General features: G+C 70.8%; 20 protein-coding genes and 1 pseudogene. 7 read left to right on the plus strand and 14 right to left on the minus strand.

The genetic code is table 11. The annotated features are described in order from the left end of the window. Window positions 1-5 precede the first annotated feature (5 nt). From ASG63_RS14140 to ASG63_RS14155, 4 genes are all read right to left on the minus strand, one after another. Window positions 6-989 (minus strand): ABC transporter ATP-binding protein, encoded by a 984-nt coding sequence (locus tag ASG63_RS14140; RefSeq protein WP_056217362.1) that lies wholly within the window; start codon window positions 987-989, stop codon window positions 6-8. Between the two features lie 24 nt (window positions 990-1013). Then, entirely contained in the window at window positions 1014-1976 is a 963-nt protein-coding gene (locus ASG63_RS14145) for an ABC transporter permease (RefSeq protein ID WP_056217367.1), read from the minus strand. After that, complete coding sequence (locus ASG63_RS14150; protein ID WP_056217371.1) at window positions 1973-2953, minus strand: ABC transporter permease; 981 nt, start codon at window positions 2951-2953, stop codon at window positions 1973-1975. Before ASG63_RS14150 ends, ASG63_RS14145 begins: the two co-directional genes overlap by 4 nt. A 292-nt stretch (window positions 2954-3245) precedes the next feature. Further along, window positions 3246-4853, minus strand: a complete 1608-nt coding sequence (locus ASG63_RS14155) for an ABC transporter substrate-binding protein (protein WP_443189793.1) — start codon at window positions 4851-4853, stop codon at window positions 3246-3248. Between the two features lie 403 nt (window positions 4854-5256). Here ASG63_RS14155 and ASG63_RS14160 point away from each other — a divergent pair, with 403 nt between their 5' ends. Next, window positions 5257-5508: a hypothetical protein gene (locus ASG63_RS14160; protein WP_056217377.1), complete on the plus strand. Its 252-nt coding sequence runs from the start codon at window positions 5257-5259 to the stop codon at window positions 5506-5508. A 17-nt stretch (window positions 5509-5525) separates the two neighbouring features. After that, entirely contained in the window at window positions 5526-6311 is a 786-nt protein-coding gene (locus ASG63_RS14165; RefSeq protein WP_056217380.1) for an endonuclease/exonuclease/phosphatase family protein, read from the plus strand. On the opposite strand, the gene ASG63_RS14170 is transcribed toward ASG63_RS14165, so the two are convergent. Then, window positions 6278-8494 (minus strand): VTT domain-containing protein, encoded by a 2217-nt coding sequence (locus ASG63_RS14170; RefSeq protein ID WP_162248647.1) that lies wholly within the window; start codon window positions 8492-8494, stop codon window positions 6278-6280. The two genes, ASG63_RS14165 and ASG63_RS14170, sit on opposite strands and share 34 nt — an antisense overlap. Window positions 8495-9347: 853 nt before the next feature. Here ASG63_RS14170 and ASG63_RS14175 point away from each other — a divergent pair. The 3 genes from ASG63_RS14175 (at window position 9348) to ASG63_RS14185 (ending at window position 12685) form a co-directional block, all read left to right on the plus strand. Then, window positions 9348-9602 (plus strand): hypothetical protein, encoded by a 255-nt coding sequence (locus ASG63_RS14175; RefSeq protein ID WP_056217382.1) that lies wholly within the window; start codon window positions 9348-9350, stop codon window positions 9600-9602. A 466-nt stretch (window positions 9603-10068) separates the two neighbouring features. After that, window positions 10069-11793 (plus strand): putative bifunctional diguanylate cyclase/phosphodiesterase, encoded by a 1725-nt coding sequence (locus ASG63_RS14180; RefSeq protein WP_056217384.1) that lies wholly within the window; start codon window positions 10069-10071, stop codon window positions 11791-11793. A gap of 43 nt (window positions 11794-11836) precedes the next feature. Continuing rightward, window positions 11837-12685: a BLUF domain-containing protein gene (locus ASG63_RS14185; RefSeq protein ID WP_056217385.1), complete on the plus strand. Its 849-nt coding sequence runs from the start codon at window positions 11837-11839 to the stop codon at window positions 12683-12685. A gap of 267 nt (window positions 12686-12952) precedes the next feature. Here ASG63_RS14185 and ASG63_RS26840 read toward each other — a convergent pair whose 3' ends face one another. After that, a complete protein-coding gene (locus ASG63_RS26840) occupies window positions 12953-13084 on the minus strand; it encodes a hypothetical protein (RefSeq protein WP_274534738.1) in 132 nt (43 codons plus the stop codon). After that, window positions 13084-13374, minus strand: a complete 291-nt coding sequence (locus tag ASG63_RS14190) for a hypothetical protein (RefSeq protein ID WP_056217388.1) — start codon at window positions 13372-13374, stop codon at window positions 13084-13086. The genes ASG63_RS26840 and ASG63_RS14190 overlap by 1 nt, the downstream gene beginning before the upstream one ends. 137 nt (window positions 13375-13511) lie before the next feature. Here ASG63_RS14190 and ASG63_RS14195 point away from each other — a divergent pair, with 137 nt between their 5' ends. Together ASG63_RS14195 and ASG63_RS14200 are read left to right on the plus strand one after the other, a co-directional pair. Further along, complete coding sequence (locus tag ASG63_RS14195) at window positions 13512-14345, plus strand: DUF6502 family protein (protein ID WP_056217390.1); 834 nt, start codon at window positions 13512-13514, stop codon at window positions 14343-14345. An 11-nt stretch (window positions 14346-14356) separates the two neighbouring features. Further along, window positions 14357-15643, plus strand: a complete 1287-nt coding sequence (locus ASG63_RS14200; RefSeq protein ID WP_056217393.1) for a DUF5666 domain-containing protein — start codon at window positions 14357-14359, stop codon at window positions 15641-15643. A 39-nt stretch (window positions 15644-15682) separates the two neighbouring features. Here ASG63_RS14200 and ASG63_RS14205 read toward each other — a convergent pair whose 3' ends face one another. The 7 genes and pseudogenes from ASG63_RS14205 to dxs form a co-directional block, all read right to left on the minus strand. Beyond that, window positions 15683-16387, minus strand: a complete 705-nt coding sequence (locus tag ASG63_RS14205) for a phosphorylase (protein ID WP_056217396.1) — start codon at window positions 16385-16387, stop codon at window positions 15683-15685. A gap of 67 nt (window positions 16388-16454) precedes the next feature. Then, window positions 16455-18452 (minus strand): squalene--hopene cyclase, encoded by a 1998-nt coding sequence (gene shc, locus ASG63_RS14210; protein WP_056217401.1) that lies wholly within the window; start codon window positions 18450-18452, stop codon window positions 16455-16457. 39 nt (window positions 18453-18491) lie between these two features. Further along, window positions 18492-19796, minus strand: coding sequence for a hydroxysqualene dehydroxylase HpnE (gene hpnE / locus ASG63_RS14215; protein ID WP_056217404.1), 1305 nt, complete (start codon window positions 19794-19796; stop codon window positions 18492-18494). Next, window positions 19796-20650 carry a presqualene diphosphate synthase HpnD gene (gene hpnD / locus ASG63_RS14220; protein WP_056217407.1) on the minus strand — a complete coding sequence of 285 codons (855 nt, stop codon included), beginning with the start codon at window positions 20648-20650 and terminating at the stop codon, window positions 19796-19798. The genes hpnE and hpnD overlap by 1 nt, the downstream gene beginning before the upstream one ends. Next, window positions 20647-21558 (minus strand): squalene synthase HpnC, encoded by a 912-nt coding sequence (gene hpnC, locus ASG63_RS14225; RefSeq protein WP_056217410.1) that lies wholly within the window; start codon window positions 21556-21558, stop codon window positions 20647-20649. The genes hpnD and hpnC overlap by 4 nt, the downstream gene beginning before the upstream one ends. Then, complete coding sequence (gene hpnA, locus ASG63_RS14230; protein ID WP_056217413.1) at window positions 21558-22580, minus strand: hopanoid-associated sugar epimerase; 1023 nt, start codon at window positions 22578-22580, stop codon at window positions 21558-21560. Before hpnA ends, hpnC begins: the two co-directional genes overlap by 1 nt. Before the next feature lie 375 nt (window positions 22581-22955). Continuing rightward, window positions 22956-24817 (minus strand): annotated as a pseudogene (gene dxs / locus ASG63_RS14235) (1-deoxy-D-xylulose-5-phosphate synthase); the annotation flags it as partial. Window positions 24818-24877 lie beyond the last annotated feature (60 nt).

Here is a 24877-nt window from a genome sequence, read left to right on the forward strand (position 1 = left end):
CGCGTTCATGCGGCGGAGGCCTCCGACCGGTCGTAGAGGTGGCAGGCGACCCGATGGGCGCCGACCGGGATCGGGTCCGGCCGCTCCACGCGGCAGCGCCCGAAGACGGAGGGACAGCGGGGGTTGAAGGCGCAGCCCGGCGGAATGTCGGACAGGCGCGGCATCGATCCGGGGATCTGGGCGAGGCGGTCGGTCTCCTGGGCCAGGGTCGGAATCGCCCCCATCAGGCCCTTGGCGTAGGGGTGGAGCGGGTTCTGCACCACGTCGCGCACGGGGCCGATCTCGGCGATCCGGCCGGAATACATCACCGCCACCCGGTCGGCCGCCTCCGCGATCACGCCCATGTCGTGGGTCACCAGCATGACGGCGGTGCCCCGCTCGCTGCCGAGGCGCTTGAGGAGCGCGATGATCTGGGCCTGGACCGAGACGTCGAGGGCCGTGGTCGGCTCGTCGGCGATGATGAGCTCCGGTTCGGCGGCGAGCGCCAGGGCGATCACCACGCGCTGGCGCATCCCGCCGGAGAACTCGTGCGGGTAGCCGTCGATCCGCCGCTCCGGGGCCGGGATGCCGACCTCGGCCAGGAGGTCGATGGCGCGCGTCCGCGCCGCCTTCTCGGACAGGTCGGTGTGGGTGCGGATGGTCTCCACGATCTGCCGGCCGACCCGGTAGAGCGGGTTCAGGCTGGTGAGCGGGTCCTGGAAGATCATGCCGATGCGCCGGCCCCGGATGCGCCGCAGGGCCTCCGGCGGCAGGTTGTCGATGCGCTCCCCCTTGAGCAGGACCTGACCGCCGACGATGCCGCCGGGCGGGTCGATGAGGCCGATGACGGCCGAGCCGGTGACAGACTTGCCGGCCCCGGACTCGCCGACGACGCCGAGGATCTCGCCCCGCGCGATGTCGAAGGAGACGTCGTCGATGGCCGTGAGGGTGCCGCGCCGGCCCGCGAAGGCGACGCGCAGGTTGCGGACCGAGAGGACGGGCTCTGTCATGGCAGCTGTGTCATGCCGGCGCGATCACTGGAGTTTCGGGTTCAGGGCGTCGCGCAGCCAGTCGCCCAGCAGGTTGATCGCCAGGACGAGCCCGGCGAGCGCCAAGCCCGGGAAGGCGACGATCCACCACTCGCCGGAGAACAGGAAGCGGTTGCCGGTGCGGATCAGGGTGCCGAGGGAGGGCATCGAATCGGGCAGGCCGGTGCCCAGGAAGGACAGGGTCGCCTCGGTGATGATGGCGAGTGCGAGGTTGATGGTGGCGATGACGAAGACCGGGCCGAGGACGTTGGGCAGGACGTGCCGCACCATGATCACCGGCGAGGACAGGCCGATCAGCCGTCCGGCCTGGACGTAGTCCTTGTTCTTCTCCACCAGCACCGAGGAGCGGACGGTGCGGGCGTACTGCACCCAGAACGACAGCCCGATCGAAAGCACGATGAGCCCGATGGCGGCGTTCGTGTCCATCTGGCTGCCGACGGCGGCCTTGGCGACGCCGTCCACCACCAAGGCGATGAGGATGGCCGGGAAGGTGAGCTGCACGTCGGCGATGCGCATGATGAGGGTGTCGACGAAGCCGCCGAAATAGCCCGCCACCAGCCCGAGCACGATGCCGAGGAATCCGGAGACGACGACGCCGAGCAGCCCGACGATGAGGGAGAGGCGGAGGCCGTAGAACACCGCCGAGAGCACGTCGCGGCCCTGGTCGTCGGTGCCGAGGGTGAAGGGCGCGACGCCGTCGGCGTACCAGAGCGGGGGCAGGTTCGAGTTGATCAGCTCGAGCTGGGCCGGATCGTACGGGTTCTGCGGCGAGATCACGGGGGCGGCGAGCGCCAGGAGGACCAGGACGAGGGTGACCGCGAAGGCCCCCATCGCCAGCTTCGAGCGGCGGAAGCTGGCATAGACGTCGGACTCGCGGAAGCGGGCCAGCGCCGAGCGCTTCACCGGCGCCGGCGGGAGGAGGGGGGTGTCCTGCACGGAGGCGCTCATGAGGCCCGTCCCGTGGACAGCCGCAGGCGGGGATCGACGATGGTGTAGAGCACGTCCACCACGAGGTTGATGACGACGAAGATGGCGGCGACCAGCAGCAGGTAGGCCGCCATGATGGGGATATCGACGTTCTGCACCGCCTGGACGAAGAGCAGGCCCATGCCGGGCCACTGGAACACCGTCTCGGTGATGATCGAGAAGGCGATGACCGAGCCGAGCTGCAGCCCCGCGATGGTGATGACCGGCACCAGGGTGTTCTTCAGGGCGTGACCAAGGTGGATCGAGCGGGTGGTGAGCCCCCGCGCCCGGGCGAAGCGGATGTAGTCGGTGCGCAGCACCTCCAGCATCTCGGCCCGCACCAGACGCATGATCAGGGTCATCTGGAACAGCCCCAGGGTGACCGAGGGCAGGATCAGGGCGCGCAGGCCAGAGGCGGTGAGGAACCCGGTCGTCCACCAGCCCAGCCGCACGGTGTCGCCGCGCCCGAACGAGGGCAGCCAGCCCAGCGTCACCGAGAACAGGAAGATCAGCAGGATGCCGATGAGGAAGGTCGGCAGGCTGATGCCGATGAGCGAGATGGCCAGAAAGACCTTGGCGAGCCAGGTGTCCCGCCGCAGGGCGCAGTAGACCCCCATGAGGATGCCGACGGTGAGGGCGAACAGCGTGGCACAGAGCGCGAGTTCGAGGGTGGCGGGCATGCGCTCGGCCAGCAGCGCCGAGACCGGCTGGCGGAACTGGTACGAGGTGCCGAACTCGCCCCGGGCGACGTTCCCGGCGTAGCGCAGGAACTGCACCGCCACCGGATCGTCGAGCCCGAGATCCTTCCGGATGGCGACGCGCTCGGCATAGGGCGTGTCGACGCCCACGATCTGGTTCACCGGGTCGCCGGCGAAGCGGAACATCGAGAACGCGATCAGGCCGACGGCGAACAGCACCGCGACCGACTGGAGCAGGCGCTGGAGGATGAAGGCAATCATGGGCGGGCGATCCGATCGTGCACATCGCCAAGACCGGCGCGCCGAGCGATCGCAGACCGAAGCGCGATGTCATTCCGGGGCGCCGCAGGCGAGCCCGGAATCCAGGACCGCCGACGGTGTGACGTCCTGCACCACCTTCGTTTCTGGATTCCGGGCTCCGCTGCACGGCCCCGGAATGACGGGGTGCTCCACGCGCCATCCCGGCGGACACGCCAGCGGATGCGATCGCCCTGTCCCCGCCGGGCGGAGACGCGGGTCGGTGCCAGATCCTGAAACAGATCGGTCATGGGTGTCACGGCTGCTTCGAGACCCAGTACAGCATCAGCATGTTGTCCGGCCGCTGGACCAGGGTGACCTTCTTGGAGACGCCCCAGGCGAGGGCCTGCTGGTGCAGGGGGATGAAGCCCCAATCGGCCTGGATGGTGTCGAACGCCTCCTTGATCTCGGCGTTGCGCTTGGTCTGGTCGCTCTCGGCCTCGACGGAATCGGCGAGCGCGTCGACCTTCGGGTTGCAGTAATTGCCGAGGTTCCAGTTGCCGCGGCCGGGCTTGGAGCCGTTTCGGCAGCCGGCGATCTCGAACAGGATGTTGTGCGAATCCTGGGAGGAGGGGGTCCAGCCGACGAGGTAGAACGAGGTGTCGTAGGCCGGCGCCAGGACCTTGGCGAAGTACTTGGCCTTGGGCTGCGCGTTGAGGTTCACCTTCACGCCGACCCGGGCCAGCATCGAGACCACGGCCTGACAGATCGCCTCGTCGTTGACGTAGCGGTCGTTCGGGCAATCCATGCCCAACGAGAAGCCGTCCGGATAGCCGGCCTCGGTGAGGAGCTGCTTGGCGCGCTTCGGGTCGTAGTCCGGCCGCTTGAACTCGGAGGCGCGGGGGAAGAGCACCGGCGCGATCAGCAGGGCGGAGGGCGCCGCCTGCCCGCGCATGACGCGCTTGGCGATCGTCTCCTCGTCGATGGCCCGGTAGAAGGCCTCGCGCACGCGCACGTCCTTGAACGGGTTCTTGCCCTTGACGTTCGAGTCCTTCAGCTCGTCGCGGGACTGGTCCATGCCGAGGAAGATCGTGCGCAGCTCCGGCCCGGCCATCACCGTGGCGGTGCCGCTCCCGTTGACGCGCTGGGCGTCCTGCAGGGGCACGGGGTCGATCCAGTCGACCTCGCCGGAGATCAGGGCGGCGACGCGGGTGGCGTCGTTCTGGATGGTGGTGAAGACCGCCTCGTCGAGGTTCGACTCCACCTTGCCCCAGTAGTTCGGGTTCTTCTTGAACACCGTGCGCACGCCGGGCTGGTGCTCGGTGATGATGAACGGCCCGGTGCCGTTCTCGTGCAGGGCGGCGTAGCTGGTGGAGGTGGCGCTCGGCAGGGTCGGCGCGACGGCGCCGTTCTTCTCGGCCCAGGACTTCGACATGATGTACCAGGTCGAGAACTGGTACAGGGCGATGGGGTTGGGGCTCTTCAACTTCATGTCGACGGTGTGGTCGTCGATCTTCACCCACTCGGCGTCGGACGGCACGTTGGTGGTGAAGTTCGAGCCCGGCGCCCGCACGCGGGTGGCCGAGAAGATCACGTCGTCGGCGGTGAAGTCCGAGCCGTCATGGAATTTCACGCCCTTGCGCAGGTGGAAGCGCCAGCGCGTCGGCTCCGGATTCTCCCAGGATTCCGCCAGCATGGGCGCGAGCTTCAGGTCCTTGTCGCGCGTGATGAGCGAGTCGAAGACCGCCCCATGCATGCCGATGGTGAAGCTTTCCTTCAGGGAGTAGGGGTCGAGGGACTTGATGTCGCCCTGGAAGGCGAAGCGGAAGACGTTCGCCGCGGCGGCCGGGGCGGTGGCGGACAGGCCCAGCACGGCGGCGAGGGCGGTGGCCGAGACGAACGCTTTGACCGTGGACTTCAACAAGGCACCCATCCTCTTCCAGTCTGCTTCCCACGCGACTGCCGACACCTTGGCATGGATCGGGCCAAGCCCGAACCGGGTTCTCCGCGCCGTCCACGCCGAAGCCGCGGACCCGCCACCGCCCATCGACCGGGCCATTTCATGCCCAAAAATCGGTCAATAGCCACGAATCGGTCAAGTCCCAACCCAACGTGGTCGAAACGCAGCGGCGGGTGCATCGGGATGACACGGCCCGGATGCTCGTGTCGGGCCCGGGGGACGCTCCCCGAGCGCGGGCGCCGCTCCATATGATTCACGATCAGGCGCCCGACGGAGCCGGCCCGCCGGTGCCTGGGCTCGGCGCGGGGCGTGCACCGCGCTCGGTTCGTGCTGGGCCGATCGTCACCGAGGACCCAGGGAGTTCGACATGGCCGATCTCGACCACACGCTGCAGCGCTTCCAAGGCCTCCTGCTGGCCGAACAGCCCGTCGCGATCGGCGAGGCCGAGGACGCGATCTGGGCGTATCTCTCCCAGGCCCAGGGCCTGTCCGCCCAGGTCGATGCCCTGGAGCGGCTGCAGGAGGCGGTGAGGCCGTGGGACAGCCACTCGCCGTTCCTGCCGCAATTGCGGGCCGCCCTCGACCGGCATCGCACCCGCCTGGCCGAGCCCTCGGCCTGACGGAGGTCGCCCCGCCCTTGCGCCTCCTCAGCTACAATATCCGCCACGGCCGCGGCACCGACGGGCGCGTCGACCTGGAGCGCGTCGCCCGTGCCATCCGGTCGAGCCACGCCGACATCGTCGCGCTGCAGGAGGTCGATCTCGGCCGTGCCCGGACCGGCGGCGTCGACCAGGCCCAGGCCCTCGCCCGGCAGCTCGGCCTGCGGGCGCATTTCCACGCCGCGCTCCAGGTCGAGACGGAGCGTTACGGCGACGCGATCCTCACGCGGCATCCCTCCCGCCTCATCAGGGCCGGGGGCCTGCCGGGGCTCGCCGGTCGGCCCGGTCTCGAGCCGAGGGGCGCCCTGTGGGTGGAGGTCGCGTGCGACGGACACCGCCTTCAGGTCCTCAACACCCATCTCGGCCTCGTCGCGGCGGAGCAGAAAGGGCAGCTGGCGGCGCTGCTCGGTCCCGACTGGCTCGCGGCGGCATCGGCGGCGGGACCGGTGGTCCTGGCGGGCGACTTCAACGCGACGCCGTGGTCGCGGGCCTACCGTCAACTGACCGCGCGGCTCAGCGACGCCCGCGCAATCGCGCGCAGCCGGGCGGGGCGCGCGACCTTCCCCAGCCACTATCCGGTGCTGCGCCTCGACCACGTCTTCGTCGGCCCCGGCCTCCGGGTGGACCACGTGGCGGTGCTGCGCGACGGTGACGCGCGTCGCGCGTCCGATCATCTCCCGCTCCTGGCCACGCTGGATTTCGCCGCGCCGCCGCGGGCGGTGCGGCGGCCTCAGGACACGCCGGCCGCCGCCCCCGAGGCCTGAGTCGCGGGGGCCTCTGCGGGGTGCTCGCCCCGCCGGACCTGATCCAGGGCGCCGGTCCGGCGCCAGGGCCGCCAGGCGTCGCGCACGCTCGCGGGGTCGCCGAGATGCCAAGACTCCACCACGCGCGCCAGGGCGCCGCGGGGTGAGGGCACCACCGGGCAGAGCCGGCGGGGCGCCACCAGGACGGGGTCGTCGAGCACTGCGCGCAGGGAGCCGCGCCGGCGCACGGCCTCCTCGAAGATATCGCGCGGGCAGCCCGCATGGTGCGCGAGCAGGCCGTCCCGCAGCCGCAGGATGGCGGATCGCAGGAGGGGCGCGTCCTCGACCGGCAGGACCTCGAGGGCGAGGTCGCACTCGCTGTCGTAGCCGAGGGAGCGGTTGTTGAGATTGGTCGACCCGACACGCACCAGGCGATCGTCGAAGATGCCGACCTTGGAATGCACGAGGATCGGGCGTCCCTCCGGCGTATGCGGCGCCAGGATGCGGAGGCGGTCGTGGCGGTCGGCCGCCCGAAGCTTGTGGATCAGTCCCCGCCGGGCGCTGTCCATGGTCAGCCGGTCGAAGGCGTTCGGGCTGCGCTCGGCCACCACGATGATGATTTCCGGTCCCTCGGCTTCGCCGAGGCGCTCCATCAGCGCGTCGCCGATCAGGGGCGATGTGAGGTACTGGTTCTCGAGGTAGATGACGTGGGCGGCGCCCCGGATGGCGGCAGCGTACAACGCGGCGTTCTCTTGCAGAGCCACGCGCTTCCGGCCGGCGGGCCGGGTGCGCGACAGGGCGACCGACATGTCCCTGAGGAGCGGGGTCACGGTGGCCGGCCAGGGCGTGCCGTCCCGCGTGGGCGGGGGCGTCAGCCGCTCGCGGGTTGCATCGAGCCAGCGTTGGCGCGCAAGGTCCCCCAGGGCGGCCGCCGCCGGACCGTCGACCGCCATCATGATGTCGTGGCGCGGCGGATAGGCCTCGCCATTCGGGAGGCGCCGGCGCGGATCGCCGTCCCGGTGGGCCGGCGTGTCCCAGCGATTGGCCTCGAAGTCGCCGCCGCCGCAAAAGGCCATCGCATCGTCGACGACGAGGATCTTCTGGTGCTGGCAGGCGCCGAAGGGCAGCGTCGCATCGACCCGGTACGTGATGCCGGGACCGAGCAGGGCGCGGACCGCCGCGGGCGTCAGGTCCCGTCCGGCCGAGAGCGGCCACGGCATGTCCCAGATCAGAAGATGGATCGCGAGGTCCGGCCGGCAGGTGCGCAGGCTTTGGAGGAGGTCCGCCAGGGTTTCCCCCTCCGGGGCATGGCTGCCATCCGGCGCGAGGCGCAGACGCGGGTCGAAACTCCAGCCGATCAGCAGGACGGAGTGGCGCGCCGCCAGCATGGCGCTGCGGGCGGCCGCGAAATACGCGGCGCCGTCATGGAGCACGGCGACCCGATGGGCCTGCTCGATGCGCCAGCAGGTCTGGCCTGGCCGCAGCCAGCGCCCCTCGGGGCGGGGTGGCCCCGGCGCGGGGGGGCCGGGCGCCCGGGAGGCTCGCGAAGCCGGATGCAGTCCGCGCGCGGCGAGCTTCGCCTGCACCCGGCGACGCGTCACCGCGACGGCGGCGAGGGTCGCGGCCAGGCCGAGCCCCAGCGGAATCCAGTGGGCGGCCGAGTCGGCCGCCGTCCGGCCGATCACGCCGAGATACACGCAGAGAATCGTCCCGGGGATCATGCCGAGGAGGGTCGAGACGAGGAAGTCCCGCATGCGGACGCGCGTCAGGCCGAGGATGTAGTTCTGCGCATTGAAGGGCACGAAGGGACTGACCCGCATCAGGGTCAGCAACTGCCATCCGCCGTCGCCCACCGCCTCCATCGTGGCGACCATCGCGGGACGCCGGGCGATGACGCGCTCGACGCGCTGCCTCAGGACGGATCGCGCCGCGAGAAAGGCCAGGACCGACCCGATCGTCGCCGCTGCGAGGACGATCGGCAGGGACCACCATCCAAAGGCCAGTGCGCCCGCGATCGTCAGCGGCGTGCCCGGGATCACCAGCAGCGTGGCCAGGATGAAGAGGGCCGCGAAGGCGATGGGACCGAGGGGGCCGAGTCCTGCCGTCCAGGCGCCGAAGGCCTGGAGCCAGTCCTGAACCGGCAGGAGGAACCAGACGGCAGCTGTTGCCGCCAGACCGAGCAGGATGAGAAGCCAGGAGCGCATAACGGTTGATGTCAAACGGCCGCGCTCGCGTCACGCCGAAAATCGATGAACGCTCCGCTTCTCCGGCTTCGTCTCACCGCGTCTCCCGTTCCCCCGGCTGTTCCGGCACGGTCACACAGAATGCTTCGCGCGTCGAAGCGATGCGCTGCAGCATCCACCTTTGCACCCTCGCGGCGCATCCGCTATCGCTCGCGCAACCCCGCCCACCGGCCGGCCGGACGATCAGGCCATGCGCCGCGAGCCCGGCGATGGGGCGCGACAACGCAGGATTCAAAAGCCATTCCCCAGGATGCCGAGATCACCTTCCGCGGCCGTGGGCGCGGCGTCCTCTGCGACGGGGGACTTCGGCTCGAGGTCTGCCCGATCTGCTCCCAGGCGAACACCCCGCGCGGGGCAGAGGCCGGCCGATGCGCCTGGTGCGCCTACGTCCCCTCCCTCGACGACGTGGAGCCTGCGCGCGCGAAGGATCCGTCTCACGCCGCCGATTAGGCCCGGGGGCGCGGCGCATCCGCCCGCCTCGACCGGGCGCCGATCGGCCGCCTCGGCCAGCGTCATCCATCAGCGCTGAGCGCCCCGCATCGCCGCCAGGGTCTCGTGGCTTTGGGGGAGGCCGTCGCCTGCGACGCGGTCGAGACACATGGGAAGTCAGCGGTCGAGCCCCCGGTCACCCGAATGATCCCGCCGATCCCGTCGGCCTCTCGAATGTGCACGTGGGTCGTGCGCTTCAGGAACTCGGGTGCCGAGGCGTGATTGAACACAAGGGTGGGACGCGGAAGCTCCGCAATCGTCAGCAACTGAAATCGATGGCGGAATCCAATCCGAAGTCCCTGTACCTGGGAACGCTGGCCACGGCATGACCATGAAACTCCAGCCCGTTCAGATCGCGACGGGCAGCAATGACCGCGAGAGCCGCTTGGTTTTCGAGGATGGGATTCTCGTCGCCGTGCTCGTCCAGCTCTCCAGCGAGCATGACTCCGAGGCGGGACATTGGTTTCTGGAGGCGGGCTTCGGGTGCGTGGAGGATCCGCATGCGCCGATCTTCGCGGATCTCGACGAAGCGCAGGCTTGGATTGCCCGGCAATTGTCGGAGGGCCGATCCTTCGGTTGAGACGGCCCGCGTTCGCGCGTCGTCTCGATCACACCGCGTTGCGGATTGCGACGGAAAGGTCTTCGTGCGTGGCGATCCTCCATGGCGTTGATGTGTGTGAATGTGTGGTCCGCAATCGTCGGACATGGTCTCCCCGTCGCTCCGTCTTCGGATCGACCGGGTCTCGCCGATGCCTTGCCCCCCGATCGTGTCGGCGAGACCATTCGAATGCTGAAGCACAGAGAACGATAAAGTGCAGAATCGTTACCTTCCGACAGGTGACGATAGTTTGTAATGCTCGCTTCCATCGCGGCTGATCCTGCGGGATCGGGTGGGGTCTGGACGGCGTAGTGCTGTACGACAGCCTCCTTCATCGGCGATGATTTTCGGATCTGAAAATCCGTGGTGCAAGAACCTATAATTTACTTTCAGGGCTCTATTCTCTCCGTGCTGGCGCACCCCGGATGCGCACCGGAGCGGCGACGTGATGCAGGCAGTCCAGGTTCTGGCGAGACCGGAGACGATTCCAGGGCCGGCTGAGGCCGCCCTCGGTCTGGCGCCGTATCTCGACGTGGTGCGACAGGGGTTCATCGTGTTCGAGCGGGGCCGGCTGGTCCTCTGCACCGGGCCGGCGCGGGAGCTTGTGGGTGGGTTCGGCCTGCCCGATCGTCCCAGTCTCCGTCAGGCCCTGCACACCCTCTGCCGCCTCCTGCCCCTCCGCAGGAACGCCTTGTTCGCCCAGGTGCGGCGCGCCCTGGAGCGCTGCGAGGGCCTTGCCTTCGAGATCCTGCGCGCGGGGTTGACGCTCGAGATCGGCATCCAGCCCTTCGGCCCCTCCCGCGGGGCCTGCCAGGGTTGGACCATCACCGTCGAAGACGTCACCCTGCGCCGCGCCGCCGAGATTGCCGCCAGCGAGCGGGCGCGCCTCGACCCCCTGACCGGCCTGCCGAACCGCCTCCACCTGCGCGAACGCCTTGAGGATGCGCTCGTCCAGGTGGAGACCTCCGACGGCACCTGCGCGGTGCTTCTTGTGGACCTGGACCGGTTCAAGCCCGTCAACGACACCCTGGGTCACGCCATCGGCGATGCGCTCCTCGCCAAGGTCGCCGACCGCCTCAGTGCCACGCTCCGTCCCAGCGACACGGTCGCCCGCATCGGGGGAGACGAGTTCGTCGTGGTTCAGCACGGCGTGACGGACCTCGAGGAGACGCGCGTCCTGGCGCGCCGCATCGTCGACCTGATCGGCCGCACCTACATGATCGAGGGGCAACTGCTCACCATCGGCGCCAGCGTCGGCGTGGCCGTGGCGCCCCGCGACGGGACCGACGCGGATCGTCTCCTGAAATGCGCCGATCTCGCCCTCTACCGGGCGAAGCTCGATGGGCGCGGGGCCTTCCGCTTCTTCGAGGCCGAGATGGACGCGCGCATGCAGGCGCGGCGTCGCCTCGAACTCGACATCCGCCAGGCCCTCGGCCGGCGCGAATTCTCACTCCATTACCAGCCGCAGCTGAATCTCGAGAACGATCGCGTGACCGGCTGCGAGGCGCTGCTGCGCTGGCATCACCCGGAGCGCGGCATGGTCCCCCCGGGGGAGTTCATTCCCCTCGCCGAGGAAATCGGGCTGATCGTCCCGATCGGCGAATGGGTCATCCGCCAGGCCTGCCGCGATGCCGTGACGTGGCCCGCGGCGATCACCGTCGCGGTGAACGTGTCGCCCGCGCAGTTCAAGGGCGATCGTCTCGTCGAGGTCATCGTCTCCGCGCTGGCGGGTTCCGGACTCCCCGCGAGCCGCCTGGAGATCGAGATCACCGAGGGCGTGCTGCTCCAGGAGAACGAGCGCACCCTGCGGACCCTGCACCGGCTGCGGGCCCTCGGCATCCGCGTCTCCATGGACGATTTCGGGACCGGGTACTCCTCCCTGAGCTACCTGCGCTCGTTCCCCTTCGACAAGATCAAGATCGATCGCTCCTTCGTGGCCGACATCACCCAGAAGCCGGACGGAGACGCGGTGATCCGCGCGATCGCGGGTCTCGGGCGCAGCCTCGGCATGACCACCGTCGCCGAGGGCGTCGAGACCGAGGACCAGATGCGCCGCATCCGCGCCGAGGGCTGCACCGACGTCCAGGGCTACCTGGTGAGCCGTCCGATCCCGGCCGAGGCGCTCCTGGCCCTCTTCACCGACCTCGGTCCGCACGGCCTCGCCCAGGCGTGAGGCGGCCGCCCCCGACCCTGTTCACCCTTTCCGGAGATCGGAAATGAGCGACCTCTACCGTCTCGTCTATGCCAGCAAGAACCTGCTTCAGGTGCCCGACGCCGAAGCGAGCCACGCGGTGGCGCAGATCCTCGAGACCTCGCAGCGGAACAACGCCGAGGTCGGCGTGACCGGCGCCCTGATGTTCAACGGCGGCGCCTTCGCGCAGGTGCTGGAAGGCCCGCGCCAGGGGGTGGAGCGGACCTTCGAGCGGATCCAGCGCGATCAGCGGCACGGCGAGGTCACGGTTCTCGAATGCGGGCCGACCGAGGCGCGGGGCTTCGCGAACTGGTCCATGGCCTTCGTCGGTCAGGCCGAGACCGGACAGACGCTGTGGAGCGATCTCGCCCGCGAGAGCGGGTTCGACCTGTCCCGGCTCGACGGCGACGCCGTGTTCCGGATGCTCCACGGTCTGGTGATCGAGGAGGAGGGCATTCCCGCCTCCGCGCCGGTGCCCGTCGATCCGGGCACCACGGACGCCCCCGCGGCGGCTCCGGCGCCCGACAGGACCGGTCTCGACGTCGACCGTCTCCGCGCGGAGGTGGCCGACCTGCGTCCGGTCAACCCGCCCGGTCCAGCCGGCCATCGCGCCGCGTCCGATCACGCCGCGCTGGTGGTGCTGCGGGAGGCGTTGGCTCAGGAGCGCCGCCGGACCACGGCGTTGCGCGAGGAGATCGACGACCTGCGCATCGCGCGGGCACAGGACAGCGCCGCGGTCGAGGCCCTCCGCCAGGAGCGCGACATCTGGGTGGAGCGCGCCCGCTGCCTGGCCTCGGCCCTGTGCCGCGAGGCCGAGGCGGTCCGCAGATCGCCCGACGCGCCCATCGTCGCGGCGTCCGTCCGAGCCGCGTGACGGGGCCGGGACGCAGGTCGAGCGGGTCAGGCGCGTCGATGCGCTTCCGCCGGCCTGCCACCCGGCCGGCCGATGAGCGCGCGCCACCAGGCGGAGAAGGTTCGCGCGTCGGCGAGCCGTGTCCGAAGAGGCCGGCGACGGGGTAGGCAGGCCTGCAGCGACGGGCTCAGGCGGGGATCGGCGCGATACATCGGGCGTGCTGCGGTTCGTCTGTGATGGCGGTGGCCGGAGGGGGTGTCGGGATCGGGGCGCCGATGACCGTGAGACTCAGCCCTGGAGGCCGAGGATCAGCAGGACGACGGTGGCGACCGCCGGAACGGCGCAGAGGAGCAGGTCGACGATCAGGCGCGGTTGTCGAGGATCCGACCGGCTGGGGGAACGGCGCGCGACGCCGGACATCAGTTCGCCCGCGAAAGGTCGGACGCCGCAGCCATCCGACGGGGCGCAGCGAGGCGGGTGGCGGCGACCCGCGGCATGTCCGTCGCCGCCGTCACGTCCTTTGCCGCCGATAGCGTCCGCTGGCCCGCGGATCCGAGGACGAGGGTGCCCAGAGCCACGACCGCCAGGACGGCCAAGCCGCGCGCGAGGGGAGCCAGCGGCCGGGCCGCCGGACCTGCGGAGCGCATCGGCGCGCCCGCCCGCAGCGGCGGCAAGGCGTCCGTGGGATAAAGGGGCCTCAACTCGGCCATGGCGGAACTCCGACCTGAACTCACAACCTCGTTTTTATGTGGGTAAATTTCCCACGTCAATCAGAGTCGATTGAGATCGGGTGTCGGAACGCACGCCGTGGGATTGTCTCCCACAGCCCGGCGGCTATGGTGTGCGCATGGCCGATCCGACCGAGACACCTTCCGAGGGGGCGAACCTCCACGCCCCCGTCGCGCGTCTGCTCCGGCCGCTCGTGCGCCTCTTCGTGTCACGGGGCATCACCTTTCCGGCGCTCACCACGCTCTTGCGCGAACTCTACGTGAACGTCGCCGAGTACGACTTCGCGCTGCCGGGCAAGGAGCAGACCGACAGTCGGGTCAGCCTGCTGACCGGGATCCACCGCAAGGAGGTCAGCCGCCTGCGCGGCGCCGGCGCCCCCGTCAGCGCCGTGCCGTCCTCCGTGTCGCGGACCAGCCGGATCATCGCGCGCTGGCTCGCCGATCCCGCCTTCACGGACCCGGACGGCCAACCCCGGCCCCTGACGCGGGCGAGCGACGGGGAGGGCCCGTCCTTCGAGGATCTCGTCGCGGCCGTGACCCGCGATCTGCGCCCCCGCGCCGTTCTCGACGAGTGGCTCGACCGGGGACTGGTGGTCGCCGATGCCGACGGCCACATCGTCCTCGCGGAGGCGGCCTACGTGCCGAAGGGCGGTGGGGAGTCGCAGCTCTATTACTTCGGTCGCAACCTGCACGACCACATCGCCGCGAGCGTCGCCAACATCACTGCGCCGACCCCACGCTTCCTCGAGCGCGCGGTTCATTACGACGGCCTGTCGAAGGAGCTGGCCGATCGCCTCGAGGCCCGCGCCCGCGAGATCGCCATGGAGGCGCTGCAGCAGGCCAACCGCGAGGCCCACGCGGCCTGTGAGACCGATGCCGGCGGCGCCCATCGCTGGAATTTCGGCGTCTACGTCTATGCCGAGGATGCGCCGGCCGCGGCGGCGAAGGCGTGAGGACAGCGTCCATGTGCGCACCGAACCGCCGTGACGCCCTGCGCCTGCTCGCCGCGGCGCCCCTCGCGCTGGCGGCCCGCGCCGACCCGCTCCCACCGATCCGCGACCAGGGCATCGGCGGCACCGGCGCACGCCCGAGCCACCCGCCGGGTGACGGATCGGAGTCGGAGGGCGACCGCGGCCTGGGCGGCACGGGCGTGATCGGAACGATCCGCAAGTTCGGATCGATCATCGTCAACGACCTGCGCATCACCTATCCGCAAGACGTCCCCGTGCGGATCGACGGGCGACCGGCGGCTTTGAGCGACCTTCGGATCGGGCACGTGGTCCGCGTCGTCGCTCTCGAGACCGGCGGCATCCTCGCTACCCGCCGCATCGACGTCACGAGCGAGGTCGTCGGACCGGTCGAGGCCCTCCGGAAGGGCGGACTGACCGTCCTCGGCCAACGGGTCGCCCTGCCGACGACCCAGCGTGACGGATGGAGGGTCGGCGACCGCGTCGCGGTGAGCGGCCTGCGGCGCCCCGACGGCGTCGTCGTCGCCAGTCTGGTGGAACGGCGGTCGGAGGGACCCGCGCGGGTGGCCGGTCCGGTCCGACGGGGGCCGGATGGCAGCCCGGCGATCGGCGATCTCCGCCTCGTCGGCGTCGATGCCGGGCAGATCGGACGGCGTGCCATCGTCACGGGCGTTCCGGCGGGGTCGAGCCTCACGGTGAAGGGGTTCGAGGAATCGCGCGCCCTGTTCGTTCCGGGCCTGCGCCGCGTCTCCATCGAGGCCTATGTCGGCCGAAATGCCCGGGGTCTCCAGATCGGGTCCGGCCTCGACATCGCCGGTCGGCCCGATCCCGGATTGCCCCGCCGCGGCAGCGTCCGCGCGGTCGTCACCGCCGAGCCGGCCCGTGACGGCCGCCTCGCCGTCGAGAGCCTGCGCATCGACACGCGCGGCACCGAGCGCCCCGGCCCTCAGACGGGTCCCGATCGGGGATCGCTCCCGAGATCCGAGGGCCGTGGTTTCGAGGGGCGCGGCCTCGACGGACGCGGCCTCGACGGACGCATGCCCGGGAGCCAGCCCGGCGGCCCACCGCGCTTCGATATCGATACCCGCTTGCCGTCGGGCGGCGAGCATGCACGCCCCGGGGGTGGGTTCGGGGGTGGACCGGGCGGCATCGAGCGCCCCGGCGGGTTCGAACGCCCCGGCGGCTTCGGACGTGGTCCGGGGGGAGGGCCCGGGGGGCCGGAAGGGCCGGGCGGCTTCGGCGGTGGCCCCGGACGTGGTCCGGGCGGGCCGGGCGGACGCTGAATCGTCGCCGTCGTGGCGCGCTCTGCGAGAGGCGCGGTGTCAGGCGGCCGGGACGCCGAGGGCCGTTCCGAGCCGGGCCCGGCACCGGGTGAGGCTCCGGAAGGCGCGGCCCGAGTCGCGCGCCAGGCGGATCAGCGCGGGTATCTGGCCGGGCCGGCGCGCGATGGCGGCGAGGACCGCGCGGATGTCGGGCTCGCCGTCGGGCTTCAGCGCCTGCGCGGCGAAGGCCGGGATCGCGCGGTCGGCCGGATCGCAGACGATGCGCAGGGCCGCGAAGGGCAGCCCGTGCCGCGCGGCATAGGCCGCCGCGACGTGAGATTCCATGTCGACGCCGGCGCACCCGGTGGCGGTGCGCAGGGCGGCCTTCGCGGACACGTCGATCACGGCGGCATCGACGCCGGCCAGCACGGCTTCGCGGACGGTCGAGCCCGATCCCGCCAGCGCGCGCATCCAGGCCGCGGCGATGGCCGGATCGGCCGGGTAGCGCTGCGTCGGCGTGACGATGGCGGTGGCGATCAGCACGTCGCCGGGCACCAGGGCCGGATCGAGACCGCCGGCGATGCCGAGACTGACCACGGCGCGGCATCCCGGCTCGTGCCGCGCTGCCAGGAGGGCGCGCAGGCGTTCCGGGTCGCCGCCCGCCCCGATTGCGCGAACGCCGGCGCCGGAGGCGAGACGCGCCTCCTTGGCGAGGCCGGTCACGGCCAGGACGGGGAGGGCACCGGACGTGGCGATCGCGCTCATGCCGTTACGCGATCGACCGCGAACCGGAGTCTTCGACACAGACGTCTTCGCATCACGGGCCTTCGCATCACATGCCGAAGGCGACCGTCCGGGTGTTGCTGCGCTGGAGGTTGCGGTAGCGCGCCATGGCCCAGAGGGGGAAGAACTTCGGGTAGCCGTGGTACCGCAGGTAGAACACCCGCGGGAAGCCGGTCGCGGTGTAGCGCTCCTCGGACCAGAACCCGTCGGCGCCCTGGGTGCGGGTCAGATAGTTGATCCCGCGGGTCACCGCCGGATCGTCGGCCTCGCCGGCCGCCATCAGGGCCAGCAGCGACCAGGCCGTCTGCGAGGCGGTGGAGTAGCCGGGCTCGAAGGCCGGATCGATCTTGTAGGACGAGGCGTCCTCGCCCCAGCCGCCATCGGGGTTCTGGATGCGGATCAGCCAGGCGACGGCCCTGCGGATCTCCGGAGAGGCCGGATCGACGCCGGCCGCGTTCAGGGCGCACAGCACCGACCAGGTGCCGTAGATGAAGTTCATGCCCCAGCGGCCGTACCAGGAGCCGTCCTCCTCCTGGTCGTTCAGGAGGTAGGTGACGCCGCGGTCGAGGGCCTTGGAACTCTCCCGGGTCTCGCCGAGCTGCGCCAGCATCGAGACGACCCGGGCCGTGACGTCGGCCGTGGGCGGATCGAGCAGGGCGCCATGGTCGGAGAACGGGATGTGATTCAGGTAATGGTGGTTGTTGTCGGCGTCGAAAGCGGCCCAACCGCCGTCGCTCGACTGCAGGCCCTCGACCCACTCGCGGGCCCGGGCGATGGCGTTGCCATAATCCGGCACGTCGGCGACGAGGCCGTGCTGGTGCATGGCGCGATCCATCGCCATCACCACCACGGCGGTGTCGTCGAGGTCCGGGAAGTGCGGGTTGGCGTACTGGAAGGCCCAGCCGCCGGGGCGGACGTTCGGCCGGCCAGCGGCCCAGTCGCCCTTGATGTCGAGGACTTGGAGCGGCTTCAGCCAGTCGAGGCCGCGCCGGGCCTGATGCTCCGCGTCGGGGCCCCCGGCCTCGAGGAGGGCATGGCCGGCCAGCGCCGTGTCCCAGACCGGGGACAGGCAGGGCTGCACGTAGGCCTCGTGCTCCTTGACGACCACGAGCTTCTCGATCGCCTCGCAGGCGATCCGCACCTGGGGATGGTCGGCCGGGTAGCCGAGCACATCGTACATCAGCACGGTGTTGACCATGGCGGGGAAGATCGCCCCGAGGCCGTCGTCGCCGTTGAGGCGCTCGCTGACCCAGGCCACGGCCTTGTCCGTGGCGCGCGCCCGCGGCGTCTTCGGAAAGTAATCCTGCGAGACCTGCAACATCCGGTCGATGGCACCGAAGATCGGCGTCCACGGCCAGGTCGCGTGGGGGCTGCCGGGCCAGGTGCGCACGGTCTGCGGCGGGGCGACGAACAGCTCCGGGATACCGATCCCGCGGGGATTGCGGGCGAGCGGCTTCCTCGCCTGGATCACCAGCATCGGCACGATCACGCAGCGCGCCCAGTACGAGACCTTGTCGAGGTGGAAGGGGAACCACTTCGGCAGATGCATGATCTCGACCGGCATCACCGGCACCGCGCGCCACGGGACCTCGCCGAAGAGGGCCAGGAGGAAGCGGGTGAAGACGTTCGAATTGGCGGCGCCACCGCGGGACAGGATCGCCTCGCGCGCCCGGCGCATGTGCGGGGCTTCGATCGAATCGCCGCTCATCTTGAGGGCGAAATAGGCCTTCACGCTGGCGCTCATGTCGAACGGGCCGTCATGGACCAGGGCCCAGCCGCCGTGCTTGCCCTGCGTGCGGCGCAGGTAGTTGCCGATCTTGGTCTCCAGCTCCGGCGCGATCTCGGTGGCGCGGAACTGGTGGAACATGATGTATTCGGACGGGATCGTCGCGTCGGCCTCGAGCTCGAAGCACAGGTGGCCGTCGGCATGCGACAGCGCCGTCAGCGCCTGGGTCGCGCGCACGACTCCCCGCTCGACATCCTCGAGGGAGATCTCCTGAGTCTTCGGGCGCTGCAGCGCCTCGACCTTCCTGAATGCGTCCCGCATCGTCCTCGCCTCACCGGCCGCGCAGGCGGCCGCCTTATCTCACGCCGCGCCGCGCGCTCGTGCCTGTCCGCACGTGCCGGTCCTCCGGGCGAGGGCCGATGCGGCGGTTGTTCCTGAACGGATGGCTCCCTCGATCGTCGATGGCAGACCGGTCGCGGTCCAATCGCCTGCCAGGACGAGATTCTCGTGGGCCGTGACGGCGCCGGAGCGCCGCGCGGCCTCGGCCGGCGTTGCCGCGAAGGTCGCCCGCTTCTCCTTGACGATCTGCCAGCTGGGCAGTTCGGGTGCAAGACCGGTCAAAGTCACGATTTCGGACCAGATCTGACGTCCCAAATCTTCGCGCGGCACATCCAAGAGGCGATCGGCGCCGCTGATGGTCACGGATAGACGATCCGGATAGGCAAAGAGCCACTCCGTCATTCCGTTCACCACGCCGAGCAGTAACGGCGATCCCGGCGGCGGAATCACAGCAAAATGCGCGTTGACGATGGAGCGGTGGCTCTGCGGCGCCGGCAGGCCCGGCAGCAGGTCGCAGGCGACCCAGGGCGGCAGGGCGAGGACCACCGAGTCCTCGGGGGCGAGCGCGATGGTCTCGTCGCTGAAGACGAGGCCGGCAATCCGGCCGTCCCCGAGGGCAAGGCTGCGCAGGCGGTGGCCGAAGCGCAGCTGCGCGCCACGCCGGGTCAGATAGTCCACCGCCGGATCGACGAAGGCCGCCGAGAGGCCGCCGACGGCGACCAGCGGCCGGCAGGCCTTTCCGCCGGCCCCCAGGGTCTCGCGCAGGATCGTCGCCGCGAGTCCGGTGTCGCTCTCCTTGGGATCGGTGTTGAGGGCGGCCAGCAGCACCGGGTGCCACAGGCGGTCGTAGAGCATGCCCTCGCAGGCCATGCTCTCGCCGATGGTGCCACCCTGGCCCGGCGCCTTGCCGGCCGCGGCCTTCAGGATGCCCAGGGGCGCGAGGTAGTCGCGCGCCGCCGTACCGGGCACCCGGCGCGAGGCCTGCAGGACCCACCACGGCACGCGCCCCGCGTTGGGGCGCAGGGTCCAGCGCTCACCGGTCTTCAGGTCGGCGAAGGGGAAGGCCGCCTCGTCCGGGCCGGACAGGGCGCTCTCCGGTGCACCGATCGTGCGCATGAAGGCGAGCGCCGAGGTGTTGCCCGACAGGAGCAGGTGGTTGCCGTTGTCGATGGTCAGCCCGAGGGTCGGATCGTAGTACGAACGGCAGCGGCCGCCGGCCTGCTTGGCCGCCTCGTGCACGACGACGCGCGCACCGCGCTCCACCAGTGACACGGCGGCGGACAGCCCGGCGAGACCCGCTCCGACGATGTGGACCGTGCCCACCATCAGACGATCCCGTGTCGGAGGACGACGCCGAGGAGCGCGCGCTTGCTCGGCTTGACGCGGGCGCGGGGCTTCTCCCAGCCGCGGGCCAGGACGGCGTCGAGGTACAACCGATAAGCCGCCGCCATGAGGCGCGGCGCCTTGGTTACCTTGCGCGGGCACTTGGCGATGATGTCCCAGGTCGCCCGGTAATGCGCCTCGGCCTCGCGGGCGACTGCGATGCAGACCTCGCCGATGCGCGGATGGTCGATGGCGGCCTGCGGCGTCGGCGCGGTCAGGCCGATGGCGGCCAGCTTCTCGCGCGGCAGGTAGAGGCGGTTGCGTTCCGCATCCTCGTCGATGTCGCGCAGGATGTTGGTGAGCTGCAGGGCACGGCCTTCATGGTGGGCGAGGGCGATGCCCTCCTTCTCGGCGATTCCGAAGATCCGCACCGACACGCGGCCGACCGCGCTGGCGACCCGGTCGCAATAGAGGTCGAGGGTGGCCTCGTCGGGTGCGACGATGTCCTCGAAGGCATCCATCGCCATGCCGTCGATCACCGCCTGGAAGTCCTCGCGCAGGAGACCGTAGCGGCGGATCGGCACGACGAGGTCCTGCACCCGCGGCGCCGGCCGTCCAGCATAGAGGTCGTCGATGTCGGCGCGCCAGCGGTCGAGCTCCGCGGCGCGCACGGGGGCGGGGCCGCCATCGTCGGCGACGTCGTCGACGGCCCGGCAGAAGGCGTAGACGGCGTACATCGCCGCGCGGCGATCCGGCGGCAGCAGGCGCATCGCCGTGTAGAACGACGAGGATTTCGCCGGAAGGGCGTCGACCGGGGGGGACGCGGTTTCGGCGGCGGGAGACAGGGTTGCGCTCATGCCCGGTTCCCTCGCGCGACCTTCGCGGCCTGAACCTTCAGGGTCCGGCCTCGCAGGGGTCGGCGCGCCAGGGTCGCGGCGATGCCGCCGAACGCGGTCAGGGCGAAGGCGGCCTTGCCGTGATGCACCTTCTCGCTCAGGGGATCGCGCGTCATCAGCCCCTTGCACAGCACGACGGCGAGGCGATGAATGGCGGCGATCTCCAGGCTGAGGCGCAGGTCGGCGATGAGGTCGGGCAGCACCGCGCCCTCGTCGAGCAGCCCCATGGTACGCTGCGCCAGCTCGCGGATGACGCCGCGGAGCGCCGGGGAGGCCTTCTCTGCGGCCAGCTCCGAGATCGCGGCACCATGCGAGTCGAGGGTCTCCTGCGGCAGGTAGACCCGATCGATCGTGCGAAAATCCTTCCCGCAATCCTGCAGGTGGTTGATGATCTGCAGGGCTGCGCAGATCGCGTCCGACGGGCCCCAGACGACGCTGCGATCCTCGCCATGCACGTCGAGCACGTAGCGGCCGACCGGCATGGCCGACAGGCGGCAATAGGCGATCAGCTCGTCCCAGTCGGCGTAGCGGCTCTTGCGCGCGTCGAGGCGAAAGGCGTCGAGGAGTTCGAGGGCGTGCGTCGGCGCGAGCCCCCGGGCGGCGAGTTCCCGGCGCAGGGGTTCAGCGGCCGAATCGGCCGGGCGGGTGCCCGTCAGGTCGTCGGCCAGGGCGTCGAGGAGCTCGATCTTCCGCTCCGACGTCAGGCCCGTATGGTCGGCAACGTCGTCGCCGGCGCGCACGAAATCGTAGAACGCCAGGATCGCGCCGCGATGCTTCGGATGGATCAGGTGCGACGCGACGGGGAAGTTCTCGTCGCGGTAGCCCTTGCCGGTGCGCGCCTCGGTGGCTGTCTGGATCGTCGTGCTCATCACAGGCGTCCTTCCTGGCGGAACCAGGCGATCGCGTCAGACAGGCCCTCGCGGTAGGGCCGGGCGGTATAGCCGAGCTCGGCCCGCGCCTTCGCGTCGGAGAAGAACATCCGGTAGCGGGACATCCGGATGCCGTCGATCGTGGCGAAGGGCGCCTTGCCGGTGAAGCGGGCGATCTGCTCGGAGACGAAGGCGATCGGGTAGACCACCGCCCGCGGCAGGTTCACCGTCGGGGGCCTGCGGCCGACCATGCCGGCAATGTCCGCCAGCATCTGCGACAGGAGCACGTTCTCACCGCCGAGGATGTAGCGCTCGCCGATTCGGCCGTGCCGGAGGGCCAGCAGGTGGCCGGCGGCGACGTCGTCCACGTGGGCGAGGTTCAGTCCGGTATCGACGAAGGCCGGCATCCGGCCCAAGGCGGCTTCCAGGATGATGCGGCCGGTCGGGGTCGGCTTGACGTCGCGCGGGCCGATCGGCGTCGAGGGATTGACGATGACCACGGGTAGGCCGTTGCGGGCGGCCATCTCCTCGACCACGCGCTCGGAGACAACCTTGCTGCGCTTGTAGGCGCCGATGGCCGTGGCGGGGGTGAGGGGACGGGTCTCGTCGGCCGACGCGCCGTCGTCGTGCGGCTTGATGGTGGCGACGCTCGACGTATAGACGACGCGCTCGATGCCAGCCCGCAGGGCCTCCTCCATCAGGATCACGGCGCCGTCGCGGTTGGTGGCGACGATCTCCTCTGGATCCGGAGCCCAGAGGCGATAGTCGGCGGCCGCGTGGACGAGATAGCGCTGGCCCTGGAGAGCCCGTGCCACCGCCGCGCGGTCGCGCATGTCGCCTTCGACGATCTCGACGTCGGTCCAGGTCAGGTTGGTGCGCGGCGAGGTGGCCCGGACCATGATCCGGACGGGGAAGCCGGCCTTGCGGAAGACGTCGACCAGGGCCGCTCCCAGGAAACCGCTCGCGCCCGTGATGAGAACCGGGCCGGCATCGAACGGGCCGGAAGGGGTCGCCTGTGGCATTTCTCTCGTAAGGGTCTGAGGATCGTGTGCGTGCGCGGAGCCCGAAGCGGACTTCGGACCCGAGGATGGCGCGCTTTTGTCATCGAAACCGGTGTCGGACAAGCGCAACGGGGACACACCCGGGCCGCAAAGCCCGGATGCTCCGTGCGTCCGCCCGGCGGCTCAGGCGAGCCGCAGGCGTCCCGACTGTCCGGCCTTCCGCTCAGGCAGGGCGTTCTTGACGGTCTGGAGGATGCCGGCGGCGTCGAGGCCGGCCTCGGCGTACATGGCGTCYGGCGCGTTGTGGTCCTGGTAGGTGTCCGGCAGCGTCAGCGTGCGCACCCGGACCCGGCCCGCATCCAGCGCCCCCCGCTCGGCCAGCAGGTGCAGCACCANGGCGCGTTGTGGTCCTGGTAGGTGTCCGGCAGCGTCAGCGTGCGCACCCGGACCCGGCCCGCATCCAGCGCCCCCCGCTCGGCCAGCAGGTGCAGCACCATGGCGCCGAAGCCCCCCACCGACCCCTCTTCCAGCGTCACCAGGACCTCGTGGCGCGCGGCCAGGTCCAGGATCAGCGCCTCGTCCAGCGGCTTGGCGAAGCGCGCATCCGCCACGCTCACCGCGATGCCCTCCGCCTCCAGCGCGTCGGCCGCCTTCAGCGCCTCCGACARCCGCGTGCCCAGCGACAGCAGCGCCACCCGCGCCCCCTCGGGCGCMCGCACCATCCGGCCCCGGCCRATCGGCAGCACCGATCCGCGCTCGGGCAGGTCCACGCCCACGCCCTCGCCGCGCGGATAGCGCAGCGCGATCGGGCCCGTGTCGTGGGCATGCGCGGTGGCCACCATGTGCACCAGCTCGGCCTCGTCGGAGGCCGCCATCACCGTCATGTTCGGCAGGCAGCAGAGATAGGCCAGGTCGAAGGCGCCCGCATGGGTCGCCCCGTCCGCCCCCACCAGCCCGGCCCGGTCCAGGCAGAAGCGCACGGCYAAGTTCTGCAGGGCCACGTCGTGCACGACCTGGTCGTAGGCCCGCTGCAGGAAGGTCGAGTAGATCGCCACGAACGGCCGGTAGCCTTCCGTCGCCAGGCCGCCCGCGAAGGTCACCGCGTGCTGCTCGGCGATGCCCACATCGAAGGTGCGCTCCGGATGCGCCTTGCCGAACAGGTCGATGCCCGTGCCCCCCGGCATCGCGGCGGTGATCGCCACCACCTTGTCGTCGGCATCCGCCGCCTTGATCAGGCTCTCGCCGAACACCCGGGTGTAGGCCGGCGCGTTCGGCTTGGCCTTGGCCTGCACCCCCGAGAGCACGTCGAACTTGACCACCCCGTGGTAGCGGTCGGCGGAGGCTTCCGCCGGRGCGTAGCCCTTGCCCTTCTGGGTCACGACGTGGAGCAGGATCGGACCCTGCTCGGAGTCGCGCACGTTCTTGAGCACCGGCAGCAGGTGGTCGAGGTTGTGCCCGTCGACGGGCCCGACATAGTGGAAGCCCATCTCCTCGAACATCGTGCCCGAGCCCACCACCAGGGAGCGGGCGTATTCCTCGGCCGCGGCCGCGCGCTGGTAGAGGCCCTTGGGCAGGAGCTTGCCCAGCTGCTTGGCGGTCTCGCGCAGGGACTGGTAGGTGCCCCCCGAGGCCAGGCGCGCGAAGTAGGCCGACATGGCGCCCACGGGCGGCGCGATCGACATGTCGTTGTCGTTGAGGATGACGATCAGGCGCGAGTGCAGGGCGCCGGCATTGTTCATGGCCTCGTAGGCCATGCCCGCCGACATCGAGCCGTCGCCGATCACCGCCACCATGTTGCGCCGCTTGGGCGCCGGCGCGCCCTGGGCCTTGGCCGCCGCCTCGTCGAGGTCGCGCGCCACGGCCATGCCCAGGGCCGCCGAGATCGAGGTGGAGGAATGGGCCGCCCCGAAGGGATCGTAGACGCTCTCCGAGCGCTTGGTGAAGCCCGACAGGCCGCCGGGCTGGCGCAGCGTCCGGATGCGGTCGCGCCGGCCGGTGAGGATCTTGTGCGGRTAGGCCTGGTGGCCGACGTCCCAGACGATGCGGTCGTCGGGGGTGTCGAACACGTGGTGCAGCGCCACCGTCAGCTCGACCACGCCGAGCCCGGAGCCCAGATGCCCGCCCGTGACCGAGACCGCGTCGATCATCTCGGTGCGCACCGCGTCCGCCACCGCCTGAAGCTGGCTCTCCGGCAACAGACGCAGCGCCGAAGGCTCCGCCAAGCCGTCCAGGATCGCCGTCGCCTCCGACGCGGTCACCGCGGTCGCTTGCGCCCGCTCCGGCGCGATCTTGTCTTGCGAGGTCTTCTCTTGCGAGGT

This window comes from Methylobacterium sp. Leaf94, assembly GCF_001426045.1.
Lineage (GTDB): Bacteria > Pseudomonadota > Alphaproteobacteria > Rhizobiales > Beijerinckiaceae > Methylobacterium.